Raw genomic sequence first — 13,259 nt, forward strand, 5'->3', positions numbered from 1 at the left:
TGGTCAGTTTTGTTGGATTGTTCCGCTTTATCCCAAAGCCTAGTGTTATGCCCCGGCGGCCCAGCTCCCGGCCGCCCGCGCCACGGGTACGGAGGCGAACGAGGATGGAAACGGTCAGGAAGATCCGGAAAGGGCCGAGGGCCCGGCGCACGATCGTGATCGCGGTCACCGCGCTGCTGAGCGTCGGCGGCGCCGGCGGTCTCGGCGGTGCCGGCGCCACGGCGAACGCCGCCGGGGGCCACGTGATCAACGCGGACGCGCCCGGCACGGTCGACGGCCAGTACATCGTCGCCCTGAAGGGCGCGACGTCCCTCGCGCCCGGAGCCGACGCCCCCGTGGCCGCCGAGGCGAACGATCTGGCGCGCCGTTACGGCGGCTCCGTCCAAGGCGTCTTCAGCGCCGTGCTGCGCGGCTTCGCCGCCGACATGAGCGCCGCACAGGCCCGGCGCCTCGCCGCGGATCCGGCGGTGCGGTACGTGCAGAAGTCGGTGATGGTCCGCACGGCCGGGGGCGGCACGCAGCCCAACCCCCCGAGCTGGGGCACGGACCGCGTCGACGGAAAGCAGGACCGCGTGTACACCTACCCGGGCGCCGGAACCGGCGTGAGCGTCTACGTCCTGGACACCGGAGTCCGGATCAGCCACCGGACGTTCGAGGGCAGGGCGGTCGACGGCTACGACTTCGTCGACAGGGACACCACCGCGCAGGACTGCCACGGCCACGGCACGCACGTCGCGGGCACCGTGGGCGGCAAGGAGTACGGGGTGGCCAAGGACGCCAAGATCGTCGCGGTGCGGGTCCTGGACTGCGACGGCTACTCCCCCGACCGGCTCGCCATCCAGGGCCTGGAGTGGGTGGCGAAGAACGCCCAGAAGCCCGCCGTGGGCAACATGAGCATCGCCTCCGACCCGCCCGCCCCCGAGCCGGAGGCGTTCCGCGAGGCGACCAGGGGCGCCATCCGCGCGGGCATCCAGTTCGCGATCGCCGCCGGCAACGACTCCAGGAACGGCTGCGACGCGCCAGGCGACGTGCCCGAGGCCGTCACGCTCGGGTCGACGGACGAGGGCGACTGGGTGAGCTTCTTCTCCAACTACGGCCGCTGCCTCGACCTGTTCGCGCCGGGCGGCGACATCGTCTCGGCGGACAACGGGTCCGACACCGGTTCGACGGTGCTGGGCGGCACGTCGATGGCGACGCCGCACGCGGCCGGGGCGCTCGCGATCTATCTGGAGAAGCACCCGAACGCGACACCGCTGGAGGCGCGGAACGCGGTGGTCAACGCGGCGCAGCGCGGCGTCATCTCCAACCCGGGCACCGGTTCCCCCAACCTCCTGCTGAACGTCACCGCGCTCGGGACGCCGGGCGGACGCCGCTAGCACCGGACCTGTCGCATTCCGGCCATGAAGGGGTCTCCGCTCGCGCGGCGCGGCCAGTTCAGATGGAATGGGACGAGTGACAAAGGGGGATGGGCCTTCGGCCCATGGCAGGGGAATGCGGGCGGCGGCGCTGCTCGTCGCCATGTCCGCGGCCACCTCGTGCTCGATGTCCGGTGACGCGGGTCCGGAGGATCAGGTGAACCGCCCGTCGGCGCAGGCAGTGCGGCAGTACGGGATCGCGCTGCCGTCCTGGGACTCCGATGACTACGCCGGGCCGCAGGCGGGCGCCTATGTCGCGTCGATCGCCGCGGCGGGCGCGACCTGGATACAGCTCAACCCCACCTGGTACCAGCGGGCGCCGCAGGACGGCGAGATGCACCCCACGAAGCAGACGGCCAGCGACGCGAGCGTGCGGCACATCGTCCGTCTGGCGCGGCGGGCCGGGCTGCGGGTCCTGCTGAAACCCCATGTGGATCTGCCCGGCGACCAGGACCGGGCCGACATCAGGCCACGGGACGCGCCCCGCTGGTACGCCGCCTACGCGCGCTTCATCGGGCACTACGCCGACCTGGCACGGGAGACCGGCGTGGACGAGTTCGCCGTCGGCACCGAGCTCGCCGGGCTGTCGGGCGACCGGCGCCCCTGGCTCGCCATCGTCCAGGCGGTGCGCGCGAAGTTCGATGGGACGCTCGTCTACGCCGCCAACTACGACGAGTACGAACGGGTGGCGTTCTGGGACGTCCTCGACCTGATCGGGATCGACGCTTACTGGCCGCTGGCGGACCGTCCCACCACCGACGTCGCGGCGCTGCGGCGCGCGTGGAACCCGATCCTGCGGCGTGTCGGACGCTTCTCCGCGAGCCGGGGACGCCGGGTCCTGTTCACCGAGGCCGGGTATGTGAGCCAGCGAGGGTCCACGACCGAGCCGTGGGCCTGGGACATCAGCAAGGTGGACGGCGCCGCGGAGCAGGCCGCCGCCTATGAGGCCCTTCTGGCGAGCTGCACCGGGCAGTCGTGGTGGGCGGGCGTCCACTGGTGGATGTGGGACGACTGGCCCGGCGCGGCCGAGACCCCCAGGAGCCTCTCGTACTCGCCGCACGGCAAGCCCGCGGAGCGGATCCTCCGGCGCTGGTGGCGCCCCGGGTAACATCCCAGCGCGCCCCGGGTGACGCCCGGACGCTGGCTGCGCGCGCCGGAGGATCCGCCGTTCCTTACGGAATCAGGCTCATCCTCACTGGATCAGGCTCGCCGGGTCGACGAAGGTGTAGCCGAGGTCCCGGATGCCGGTCACGATGTCGGTGAGCGGGCCCGTCCCGAAGTACGGGTGGTAGAAGGTGCTCGCGAAGCCGTCGCGCACCACGAGGTTGTACCGGGCCGCCCGGATGATGTCGGCGGGAAGCCGCGCCGCGTGGTTGTTCGCCGGTTCGGGCTCGTAGTTGCCGAGGTTCTCCGGCAGGACGGTCGCGCCGCCGATGTCACGGACCGGGTAGGGGAAGTACTGGCCGATGTACCGCTGCCCGTCGATGGGGCCCCCCGAGAGCTGACCGGCGAAGTACAGGCTGCGCTCCAGCCGGGCGGCGTAGGACTGCTTGACGGCCTCGTAGGCGAGGGCGGAGCCCGCGTAGTGCGGGGTCGTCCAGATGGCGGGTATGGGCAGCCCGGCCGGGGCGTAGGCGGCCTTGCCCGTGGTGATCCGCTGGGACGCCCAGGCCAGGGAGTCCTCGGGGACGGGGCCGTCGAGGATGACGGAGTTGTTCGCGTCGATGTGGGAGCGGAAGAACTCGAAGTCGTCGCCCGTCACCCCGGTGTAGGGGTTCTGGACGTCCTGGTACTGGTGGGTGTAGCCGTGCGCCACGATCCGTCCGCCGTTGGCGACCATGTACTTGAGGGCGTCGACGACCTGCGGCCGCTGGGCCAGCGTGATGGTCTCCGGGACGCCGTCGTTGTACACGCCCTTGGGGTCGGTGTAGACGGGGATCACCTGGAACGCGTAGGGGATGTTCTGCGAGGCCAGGTACTGGGCGACGGCCATCAGGTCGGCGGGGTCGCTCGCCGGGCTGATGTCCTCCAGCCGCAGCACGGCGCGGTGCCGGGTGGGCGTGTCGGGCGCGAGGACGTCGAACAGCAGGTCGTGCCAGGCGATGAGCCGGTCGGTCTCGTTGGTGTAGGCGTACGGGATCTCGCCGAGGTAGGTCAGGTTGGCCGACTTGATCGCCCAGGGGAAGGCCGTCGTCGGCGTCGTGCTCGTGTCCTGGGCGGTCGCGAGGGTGGTCACCACGGCCGGGTCGGTGACGAGGGGGCGCAGGATGCCGCCGTCGGCCCCTGCCGGGAAGGTGCGGGTCAGCTGCTCGTTCTTGTAGTCGACCCGGGTCACGTTCCCGACGGGCTCGAAGGACGACCGGGTCGGGTCCCACCCGTACTTGCGGGTGAAGGCGGGGACGCCGACCTTGCCGGCGAGCGTCCAGATGTTGTCGTTCATCCACACGACGGGTTTGGCCGTGGTGGCCACGTCGGCGTAGAAGGCGTTCGGGATCTCGTCGGGGACGGTGCCGCCGTAGTAGGTCGAGCCGACGTAGATGGTGGCCGTGTGCTGCTCGACCTCCCCGGCGGCGTACTGCGCGACGGGCTTGGCCGTGACCGTGCCGAAGTGGCCGGCCAGGTTCGCGGTGGCCATGCCGTACAGCTCGCCGAGGAACCCGTAGGGGCCGGCCGTGTCGTAGAGCACCAGCGCCGAGGCGTCGGCGTCTCGCCGCGGCCCCGGCTTGGGCGGCGTGAGCCTTAACCCCGGGAGCGGACGGATCGCCCGCGGCTGCGCTCGCCGGAGCCGGTCGGCCGCCCTCTGTGCAGTGGCCCACTCCTTCAGCTTCAGCGCGGGCGCCGGGCGCCCGAGGGAGAGCGGCCCGGCGTGCCGCGCGTCCGGCCCGGCGTGGCCCGGTGCGGCCGGGGCGGTCCGGGCCGCCTGGCCGGTGTGCGCGGTCCCGGCGGCATGGGCGGCCGCCGGTCCGGGCAGGGCCAGCGCGGTCACCGCCGCCAGCAGTACAGCCCCTTTTCGGCTGCGCCATTTCATGGTCATGGAACTGCCTCCACGTACCTCAACGAAGAGTGAAAACGCCGCACACTGGGCGAAAAGTCGTGCCGTAGCCACGGTAAACGTTGCGACGTTGGCGCGATCCGGCCGATCCGCGGCTTTTCCATCTTCTCGACTTTGACAGGACTTTACTTCGAGGTACCGTTCCCCAGGAACACTTGACGAGTCCCGAGTGGAACAGCACGGAGAGATCCCGCATCCGTCGAAGGGGAGCTACGGAGAACGGGGTCCTTCCGCTCGCAGGCATGCGCGGAAACGGGGGTATATGGCGGTGTACATAAAGTCTTCCATCGGTGTCCTTCTCGCCTTCACGGGCATCGTGGCCACACCGGATCAGACGCCTGTCATGCAGGTGGCACGAACCTTTCTGCAGATAACTGGAATCGGCTTCGGGTTATACTGCGTGGCCGCTTTCGGCCTTTTCCTCGCCGGTGCGCGGATTCGCGCCGCGGCCGGGGTAAGGGCGCGGCGCGGCCGGGAGTGGCCGTGATCGGCCAGTTCGCGGTGGCCGGAAGCCTGGCGATCATCGTGCTGGCCGTCTCGTACAACAGCGGAATGTTCGTACTGTCCCGGCGCCGGACACCACAACCGCGCGAGACGGGAAGGGATCGAACCTATGTCTTCATGCTCGCGTGCCTGAACGAGGAAAAAGTGATCGGCGAAAGCCTGGCGCGCCTCGCCGGTCTCCCGCTGGAGGACTTTATGGTCCTCGTAGTGGACGATGCGTCCGATGACGGAACGCCTCAGCTCGTCACCGCCGCCGCGGCCGCCGCGGAGGGCCGAATCCACCTCTACCGGCGCGTATTTCCGGACGCCCGCAAAGGAAAAGGCGCGGCGCTCAACGCCGGACTCGAATGGCTGTCCGAAACGAACGTCCTGGATGGGAAAGATCCACGCGACGTCATCATTTGCGTGGTGGACGCGGACGGCCGCCTCGACCATCACGCCGCCGAACAGGTGGACCCATTCTTCAACGATCCCGACGTCGGTGCCGTCCAGGTGGGCGTCCGCATGTACAACCGCAACAACCGTCTTCTCGCCCGGCTGCAGGACATGGAATTCGTCGTCTACGGCGAGATCTTCCAGAACGCCCGGCGCCACCTCGGCAGCGTCGGGATGGGCGGGAACGGCCAGTTCATGCGGCTCGCCGCGCTGCGCTCGCTGCCCGGCAGGCCCTGGAGCGACTGCCTCACCGAGGACCTCGACCTCGGCGTCCGGCTGATCGCGGCCGGGTGGACCAACTCCTACTGCGGCACGGCCGCCGTCCACCAGCAGGCCGTCCTCACCCTCGGGCGGCTGCTCCGGCAGCGGTCCCGCTGGTTCCAGGGGCACATCCAGGCGTCCCGCCTGGCACCGCTGATCCTGCACAAGATCGCGCCGCGGCCGGCGGCGGACCTGCTCTACCACCTGTCGAGCCCGGCGCTGCTGCTGCTCACGTCGCTGCTGCCGATCTCGTTCGCGCTGATGCTCGGCGACACGGCCGTCACCTCGATCCGGACCGGGCACAGCGCCCTGTCCCTGTGGTGGCTGCCCTGGTTCTACGTCATGACCTTCGGCCTCGCGGCCGCCTACGCGTTCGTCTACCGCAAGCGCGAGCCGGTGAGCAGGCCGTACTCACTGCTGCTCGGCCACATCTACGTGATCTACGGCTACATCTGGTTCGTCTCCGGCTGGTGGGCCCTCGGCCGCGTCCTCACGGGCAGGCACACCTGGTTCAAGACCGCACGGACCTAGGCGCGACCGCCACCCGACCCCCACCCCGGACCTTCCGCCGCGCGGCGGCCTTCTCACCCGTCGGCCGTCGCGCTTTCCGAACATGCCTGCGAGGAGCAGAAACATGGCCGTCCTCCCTCAGCGTGACCCCGCACGGAACCGGCCGCGGAACGTCGTGACCGAACCTCCGGTCCGGGCCGTGATCGTCCTCGGCACCCGGCCCGAGGCGATCAAGCTGGCCCCCGTCGTCCGGGCGATGGACGCCTCCCCGCTCTGGGAGCCGTTCGTGGTGAGCAGCGGCCAGCACCGGGAGATGCTCGCGCCGATGCTGGCCGCCCTCGACGTCAAGGCGCACACCGACCTCGCCGTGATGCGCGACCGCCAGCGGCTGTCCTCGCTCACCGGACGCCTGGTCACCGCCCTCGACGTCACCCTCCGCGCCGAACGTCCCGACGTGGTGGTCGTCCAGGGCGACACCACCACCGCGCTGTGCGGCGCCCTGGCCGCGTCCTACGAGCAGATCCCCGTCGCCCACGTCGAGGCGGGGCTGCGGACCGGCAACCTGTACAACCCGTTCCCCGAGGAGCTGAACCGCAGGCTGATCGCCCGCATCGCCCGCTGGCACTTCGCGCCGACCGAAAGCGCCGCGGCGCACCTGCGCGCCGAGGGGATCGCGGGCCCGGACGTCCGGACGACAGGGAACACCGTCATCGACAACCTGCACTGGATGCTGCGCCAGGGCAGGGGCGAGGCGGCGTTCCGCACCGCCGGCAAGCGGGTCCTCGTGACCCTGCACCGCCGCGAGAACCAGGGCAGCGGGATGCGCGGGCTCGCCGGGGCCGTCCGCCGCCTGGCCGACCGGGGCGACTGCGAGGTGCTGTTACCGCTCCACAAGAGCCCGGCGGTGCGCGAGGCCCTGCTCCCCGGCCTGTCCGGGCATCCCGGCGTCACGATCTGCGAGCCGCTCGGCTACCCCGACTTCACCGCGACCCTCGCCGCCTGCGACCTGGTCCTCACCGACTCCGGCGGCGTCCAGGAGGAGGCTCCCAGCCTGGGCAAGCCCGTGCTGGTCCTGCGCACCACCACCGAACGTCCCGAGGCGATCGACGCCGGTGTCGCCCGGCTCGTCGGGACCGACCCCGGCGAGGTCTACGCCGCGGCGTCCCGGCTCCTGGACGACCCCGCGGAACGCGACCGGATGGCCCGCGCCGTCAACCCCTTCGGAGACGGCCGGGCGGCCGAGCGGATCCTCGCCGCGCTGGTCCGCGGCTGCCTCCGGCCGGACGCCGCGCGCTTCCCGGCACGGGACTGAGCCCTGCCGCATGATGGCAACCATGTCGCCCTCCGCCATGCCCCGCGCCTTCCGGTGGTCACCGGCGTTCGCCCTGGCCACCCTGCTCACCATCGCCGCCGTGACCACCGTGGTCGACCGCGGCGGGGACCGGTTCGTCCGGTGGCGGGACGGCACCGTCCACGGCTCCTGGCGGGCGGTGTTCGACGGCCACGGCGTCAACGGCGCCCGCGGCGGGGTCATCTCGCTGCGTCCGAAACCGGCCACCGACCCGGCGGAGACGCACGCGGGCCTGGTCGTCTCCCAGACCCCTTACGCGGACATGACGTTTCGCCTGCGCGCCCGCACCGTCTCCCAGTTGCGCGAGCAGGCCCCCAATCCCTGGGAGGCCGCGTGGGTCGTCTGGGCCTACTCCGACGAACACCACTTCTACTACTTCATCCTGAAGCCCACGGGCTGGGAGCTGGGCAAGCGCGACCCCTCCTACCGGGGAGGCCAGCGGTTCCTCGCCACCGGCGATCGCGCGTTCACCCTCGGCAAGTGGTATCAGGTCAGCGTCGTCCACAGCGGCGCCACCATGACCGTCCGGGTGGGCGGACGGCCGGTGACCGAGTTCACCGACGCGGAACGCCCCTACACGGGAGGCTCCGTCGGCCTCTACACCGAGGACGCCGAGGTCGAATTCCGCGACATCTCCGTCCAGCCCGGTACCTAGGCGTTGCCGCGGAGGGTGCGCAAAGCGCCGGTCTCCGCGGCGGAGTCACGGAACTCGGGAGGGCCCTCGGTCAGCGGGCGGAGCACGGCGCGGGCCGCGGCCTGCGGTTCCGGCCACAGCGCGGCGTTCAGCGCACTGGTGAACCAGCCCAGCAGGAGGCCGGCGCGCCGCTCGTCGTCGCCCAGCTTGGCGCGGGCGAACGGGTCGTTGAGCGATCGGCCCGCCTGACGCGAGCGCGTCAGCCAGGAGCGGACGTGCGCGCCGAGCTCGGAACCGGGGGGGACGGTGACGGGCTCGCCGCGCCCGGCAGTGGCGACCGCCTCCGCCAGGCCGGGAGTGCCGTCCAGGCCGAGAACGGAGGCCAGGCGCATCGTCTCGCGCGCGGCGACCGCACGGAGCGCGTCCGGCCGCGCGGACTGGAGGGCCGCGACCATGGTGGGGTCGGTGGGGCCGTGGGACAGCGAGGGCGAGGCGGCGCTGAACCAGGGTTCGATCTCGGCGGACGGCAGCTCCCCGGCCAGGGCGTCCGGGTGCGGGACGGCGCCGGTGATCAGACCCGCGAGCAGCAGCGCCGGGACGTAGGCGCTCGGCACGTAGGCGTCTTCGTCGTCTTCTTCGTCTTCGTCGTCGATGTCAAGGTCCAGGTGGAGGCCGACGGCGCGCATCTGGCCGAGAAGCCGGTCGGGCTCGCTCCCCCAGCGGTGGTCGGGCCAGGTGGGCTCGAATCCGGTGACCAGCGTGCCGTCGACGGCGTACCGGAAGGCGTGGTCGGCGTAGTCGTGCCGCTGGACCGCCACCGCCTCGGTGCCCCGGGACAGCGCCGCCAGCGGCTCGATGAGCGACCCCTGAAAGCCGTCGGGCTCGATGAGCACCGTCCAGTCGCCCAGGTTCAGCGCGAACGCGAACTCCGCGTAGCCCGCCTCGTAGGACAGGTACGCCTCGCCCGCCTCCTCCAGGGTGCGGGGACGCAGCGTGTCCGGCAGGCCGCCCAGGCGCGACAGCGCCTCGGTCTCATCGACCCCCTTGAGGAAGGTGAGGCAGAAGATCTCGCCGAGCGGTCCGCCATCGTCGATCCACTCGACGCCGTCGTGCGTGACCTTGAGCATGGCTTTCTCCGGAGGGTCGTCGGGGGCCTGGCCCCGTAGAGCATGCCAGCGTCCTGTGACAAAGGACGGCGAATCCGTTGGACACGGCAGGTGCCCGGACGGGAGCGGGCAGGCTTACCGTGTACGGGTAGCGCGTTCGCCGGGAGGTAGATCCATCCATGACCCCACGGACCGGCGCCGACGAGGTGACCGAGCAGCCGCGGATTCCGCTGAGCCGCAGGCGGGTGCTGCGCGCGGCCGTGGCGCTCGCCGACCGTGACGGCCTCGGCTCGCTCACCATGCGCAGGCTCGCGCAGGAGGTCGGGGTCGAGGCGATGTCGCTGTATCACCACGTCGCCAACAAGGAGGCCGTGTTCGACGGCATCGTCGAGGTGATCCTCGGGGAGATCATGGCGGCGGTGGAGCACGCCGAGGCTCCCCCTCCGGAACGGGACTGGCAGGCCGCGCTTCGCGCGCAGATCCTCGCCGCCCGGGACGTCTTCCTGCGCCACCGCTGGGCCCCGCAGGTCCTCGAAAGCCGCAGCACCACGAGCCCGCTCGTCATCGCGTACTACGACCACGTCGTCGCCGTGCTCCGGGCGGGCGGGTTCTCCTACGATCTGGCCCACCGGGCGCTGCACGTCCTGGGCAGCCGTGCCCTGGGCTTCACGCAGGAGCTGTTCACTCCCGACAGCGCCCAGCCCGGCGAGGCGGGAGCCGGTAATGGAGCGGCCGACGCCGGGGGCCACACCGCGGCCGACGCCGGGGCCGCGGAGCTCATGGAGCAGATGGCCGATCAGTTCCCCAACCTCGCCGGGATGCTGGCGGAGGCCGTCCACAACGATCCGGACGGCACCCTGGGCTTCTGCGACGACCAGTTCGAGTTCGAGTTCGCGCTCGACCTGATCCTCGAAGGGCTGGAGCGGCGCCGCACCGCCGGCCACTGATCCCCTCTTCCGCACCGCCCCTTGACTCCCTTACGCCGTACGATAGCCTTACGGCGTATGACAACCTTACGCCGTACGACGGCCGGACGCCCCGCCGGAAGGAAGAGCCGATGAAAGCCTGGAGCTGGGATCGCTACGGCCCGCCCGACGTGCTGGCGCTCAAGGACGTCGGCGAACCCGCCATCGCCCGGGACGAGGTGCTCGTCCGGGTGCGGGCGGCGTCCGTCAATCCCTACGACTGGCGCCATGTGGGGGCCGACCCGAAGCTGGTCCGGCTCAGCGTCGGCCTGCGGCGGCCGAAGCCGGGCCTGGTCCCCGGCGCCGACCTCGCCGGGGTGGTCGAGCGGGTGGGCGACGAGGTGACCGGGCTGCGGGCCGGGGACGAGGTCTTCGGGGAGGTCCGGCTGGGCTCGTTCGCCGAGATGGTCGCCGTCCCGCAGAACCGGCTCGCCGTCAAGCCCGCCCGGCTCACCTTCGAGCAGGCGGCGTCGGTGTCGATGGCCGCGCACACCGCGCTTCAGGCGCTCCGGGACGTGGGGAGGATCGCCGCCGGGCAGCGGGTCCTCGTCAACGGCGCCTCCGGCGGCATCGGCACGTTCGCCGTCCAGCTCGCCAGGACGTTCGGGGCCGAGGTCACCGGTGTGTGCAGCACCCGCAACGTCGAGCTGGTCCGCTCCCTCGGGGCGGACGACGTCGTCGACTACACCCGCGCGGACTTCACCGCGCGGAAGGGAGGGTACGACCTGCTCATCGACATCGTCGGCGACCGGTCACTGGCGCGGCTGCGGCGCCCCCTGACCTCCCGCGGGACACTCGTGATCGTGGGCGGCATCGCCTCGGGCCGGGGCAGGCTGCTCGGCCCGGCGGCGCAGGTGTTCCGCGGGGCGCTGGCCTCGCCCTTCGTCCGGCAGCGCATCGGCACCGTCCACTGGAAGCCCAATTCCGCCGACCTGCGCCTCCTGGCCGGCCTCATGGAGGACGGCCGGCTCACACCCGTCATCGACCGGACGTATCCGTTCGACCAGATCCCCGAGGCACTGCGCTACATCGAGCGCGGACACGCACGGGGCAAGGTCGCCATCACCTTCTGACCGGCCGCCCGGCCGGGCAACGCTGAAGGCGCCCCCGCGTCGGCGAATGGGCGCCTTGCGTTGTGCTCGCCGGTCAGGCGCTGACCGCCTGCTTGTAGAGGCGGGTCGCCAGCGGGACGAACACGACCAGGATGACGACGATCCAGAGCAGCGACGCCGGGACGGCGTGCTGGATGGGCCAGGCGTCCGAGGTCGTCATCGCGGTGCTGGTGTTGCCGAACAGTTCCCGCGCCGCCTGGGTGAAGGCGGAGACGGGGTTCCAGTCGGCGACGACGCGGAGCGGCGTGGGCAGGTTGGAGCTGTCGAGGAACGCGTTGGAGACGAACATCAGCGGAAACGAGACCATCGTGGCGATGTTGTTGAAGTTCTCGGGAGTGCGCAGGGCCAGCGCGACCGTCGCGGTGAACCAGGAGAACGCGTAGGCGAAGGCCAGCAGCAGCGCGAACCCGAGGGCGGCCTCGTACGGCGAGGTGTGCACCCGCCAGCCGACGACCAGCCCCATCCCCGCCATGACGACCAGGCTGGCGAGGTTCATCAGCAGGTCGCTCACGGTCTGCCCGATCAGCACCGCGGACGGTGCCATCGGCAGCGAGCGGAACCGGTCGAAGATGCCCTTCTGCAGGTCGAGGGTCAGCGTGTAGCCGGTGGTCTGCGCGCCGATGATCACGGCCTGGACGAAGATCCCGGGCAGCAGGAACTCCTTGTACGACATTCCCGGGACGTCGATGACGCTGCCGAAGACATAGGCGAACAGCAGGATGAGCACGATCGGGAGCATGAGGGCGCCGCTGAGCAGGTCCGGCTGCCGCCTGATCTTCAGGGTGTTGCGCTTGGCGATCGTCCAGCCGTCGGCGATGGGCAGGGTGATGGCGTTCATCGGTTGGCCTCCTGGGCCCGCGGGTCGGTGCCGCTCTCGGGGTCGGTGCCGGGCTCGGGGTCGGTGCCGGGCTCGGGGTCGGTGCCGGGCTCGGGGTCGGAGTCGGTGCCGGAACCGGGCGCCCGGTGCCCGGTCAGGGTGAGGTAGACGTCGTCGAGGGTGGGCCGCCGCAGACCGGCGTCCCGCACCCGGACCCCGGCGTCGGCGAGCCGGCCGAGGACCTGGCGGAGCGCCTCGGCGCCGTCGGTGACCGGGACGGTGAGCCGCAGCGACTCCGGCACGGTCCGCATGGCGCCGACGGCGACCCAGGCGAGCGTCTCCCGGGCGGTGTCCAGCTCGGCGGCGTCGGTCACGGTCAGCTCGATGCGGTTGCCGCCGACCTGGTCCTTGAGCTCGTCGGCGGTGCCGCGGGCGATGGCGCGGCCGTGGTCGACCACCAGGATCTGGTCGGCGAGGTGGTCGGCCTCCTCCATGTACTGGGTGGTCAGCAGCAGGGTGCTGCCGCCCGAGACGAGTTCGGAGATGGTGTCCCACAGCGCGGTGCGGGCCCGGGGGTCCAGGCCGGTGGTGGGCTCGTCCAGGAACAGCACCGGCGGGTCGGCGACCAGCGCGCCGGCGAGGTCGATGCGCCGGCGCATGCCGCCGGAGTAGCCCTTCACCGGACGGTCGGCGGCGCCGGTGAGGTCGAAGCGTTCGAGCAGCTCGCGGGCGCGGGCCCTGCTGCGCCTCGCGCCGAGGTGGTAGAGGCGCCCGACCATCTCCAGGTTCTCGGCTCCGGTGAGGTGCTCGTCGACGGCGGCGTACTGGCCGGACAGCCCGATCTTCGCGCGCAGCCGGCGGGCGTCGCCGACGACGTCATGCCCGGCGACGATGCCGCGGCCGGCGTCGGGGCGCAGCAATGTGGTCAGAACTCTTACCGTGGTGGTCTTCCCGGCGCCGTTCGGGCCGAGCAGGGCGAGCACCGTCCCCTGCGGGACGGAGAAGCTCAGCTCGTCCAGGGCGGTCACCTCGCCATACCTCTTGACCAGCCCTTCGGCGATGATCGCGTCGCTCATGAGGGGTCTCCTTACGTTCTG

Annotated in this window: 11 protein-coding genes; 7 read left to right on the top strand and 4 right to left on the bottom strand. The window is 71.5% G+C overall.

Going from position 1 to position 13,259, the window contains the following annotated elements; all coding sequences use genetic code 11:
• The first annotated feature begins 104 nt into the window (after positions 1-104).
• The gene (locus ETD83_RS00880) at positions 105-1,376 is read left to right on the top strand and encodes a S8 family peptidase (protein WP_138643110.1); all 1,272 of its coding nucleotides are present in this window, start codon (positions 105-107) and stop codon (positions 1,374-1,376) included.
• A 115-nt stretch (positions 1,377-1,491) separates the two neighbouring features.
• The gene (locus ETD83_RS00885; RefSeq protein WP_138643111.1) at positions 1,492-2,523 is read left to right on the top strand and encodes a glycoside hydrolase family 113; all 1,032 of its coding nucleotides are present in this window, start codon (positions 1,492-1,494) and stop codon (positions 2,521-2,523) included.
• A gap of 84 nt (positions 2,524-2,607) precedes the next feature.
• On the opposite strand, the gene ETD83_RS00890 is transcribed toward ETD83_RS00885, so the two are convergent.
• Positions 2,608-4,449 (bottom strand): DUF2334 domain-containing protein, encoded by a 1,842-nt coding sequence (locus ETD83_RS00890; RefSeq protein WP_205717420.1) that lies wholly within the window; start codon positions 4,447-4,449, stop codon positions 2,608-2,610.
• A 501-nt stretch (positions 4,450-4,950) separates the two neighbouring features.
• On the opposite strand from ETD83_RS00890, the gene ETD83_RS00895 reads away from it, so the two are divergent.
• The 3 genes from ETD83_RS00895 (at position 4,951) to ETD83_RS00905 (ending at position 8,183) form a co-directional block, all read left to right on the top strand.
• Entirely contained in the window at positions 4,951-6,198 is a 1,248-nt protein-coding gene (locus ETD83_RS00895) for a glycosyltransferase family 2 protein (protein ID WP_205717421.1), read from the top strand.
• A 154-nt stretch (positions 6,199-6,352) separates the two neighbouring features.
• Complete coding sequence (gene wecB / locus ETD83_RS00900) at positions 6,353-7,489, top strand: non-hydrolyzing UDP-N-acetylglucosamine 2-epimerase (protein ID WP_205717422.1); 1,137 nt, start codon at positions 6,353-6,355, stop codon at positions 7,487-7,489.
• 22 nt (positions 7,490-7,511) lie between these two features.
• Entirely contained in the window at positions 7,512-8,183 is a 672-nt protein-coding gene (locus ETD83_RS00905; protein ID WP_205717423.1) for a family 16 glycoside hydrolase, read from the top strand.
• Here ETD83_RS00905 and ETD83_RS00910 read toward each other — a convergent pair.
• Entirely contained in the window at positions 8,180-9,289 is a 1,110-nt protein-coding gene (locus ETD83_RS00910; RefSeq protein ID WP_205717424.1) for a DUF6461 domain-containing protein, read from the bottom strand. The two genes, ETD83_RS00905 and ETD83_RS00910, sit on opposite strands and share 4 nt — an antisense overlap.
• A 158-nt stretch (positions 9,290-9,447) precedes the next feature.
• Here ETD83_RS00910 and ETD83_RS00915 point away from each other — a divergent pair, with 158 nt between their 5' ends.
• Positions 9,448-10,215: a TetR/AcrR family transcriptional regulator gene (locus ETD83_RS00915; RefSeq protein WP_171063961.1), complete on the top strand. Its 768-nt coding sequence runs from the start codon at positions 9,448-9,450 to the stop codon at positions 10,213-10,215.
• A 110-nt stretch (positions 10,216-10,325) separates the two neighbouring features.
• Entirely contained in the window at positions 10,326-11,306 is a 981-nt protein-coding gene (locus ETD83_RS00920; protein ID WP_138643113.1) for an NAD(P)-dependent alcohol dehydrogenase, read from the top strand.
• Positions 11,307-11,379: 73 nt separating this feature from the next.
• Here ETD83_RS00920 and ETD83_RS00925 read toward each other — a convergent pair whose 3' ends face one another.
• Positions 11,380-12,183, bottom strand: a complete 804-nt coding sequence (locus ETD83_RS00925; RefSeq protein ID WP_138643114.1) for an ABC transporter permease — start codon at positions 12,181-12,183, stop codon at positions 11,380-11,382.
• On the bottom strand, positions 12,180-13,238 hold the full coding sequence (locus ETD83_RS00930; RefSeq protein ID WP_138643115.1) for an ATP-binding cassette domain-containing protein: 1,059 nt from the start codon (positions 13,236-13,238) through the stop codon (positions 12,180-12,182). Before ETD83_RS00930 ends, ETD83_RS00925 begins: the two co-directional genes overlap by 4 nt.
• Positions 13,239-13,259: the final 21 nt, after the last annotated feature.

This window comes from Actinomadura soli (assembly GCF_005889715.1).
In the GTDB taxonomy this organism is placed as follows: domain Bacteria; phylum Actinomycetota; class Actinomycetes; order Streptosporangiales; family Streptosporangiaceae; genus Spirillospora; species Spirillospora soli.

Bases quoted from the DNA above. Each gene is read 5' to 3' on its own strand.
- ETD83_RS00925 (WP_138643114.1), bottom strand. From the start codon at position 12,183: ATGAACGCCATCACCCTGCCCATCGCCGACGGCTGGACGATCGCCAAG.
- ETD83_RS00880 (WP_138643110.1), top strand. From the start codon at position 105: ATGGAAACGGTCAGGAAGATCCGGAAAGGGCCGAGGGCCCGGCGCACG.
- ETD83_RS00920 (WP_138643113.1), top strand. From the start codon at position 10,326: ATGAAAGCCTGGAGCTGGGATCGCTACGGCCCGCCCGACGTGCTGGCG.
- ETD83_RS00915 (WP_171063961.1), top strand. From the start codon at position 9,448: ATGACCCCACGGACCGGCGCCGACGAGGTGACCGAGCAGCCGCGGATT.
- ETD83_RS00885 (WP_138643111.1), top strand. From the start codon at position 1,492: ATGCGGGCGGCGGCGCTGCTCGTCGCCATGTCCGCGGCCACCTCGTGC.
- ETD83_RS00890 (WP_205717420.1), bottom strand. From the start codon at position 4,449: ATGACCATGAAATGGCGCAGCCGAAAAGGGGCTGTACTGCTGGCGGCG.
- ETD83_RS00905 (WP_205717423.1), top strand. From the start codon at position 7,512: ATGTCGCCCTCCGCCATGCCCCGCGCCTTCCGGTGGTCACCGGCGTTC.
- ETD83_RS00930 (WP_138643115.1), bottom strand. From the start codon at position 13,238: ATGAGCGACGCGATCATCGCCGAAGGGCTGGTCAAGAGGTATGGCGAG.
- ETD83_RS00910 (WP_205717424.1), bottom strand. From the start codon at position 9,289: ATGCTCAAGGTCACGCACGACGGCGTCGAGTGGATCGACGATGGCGGA.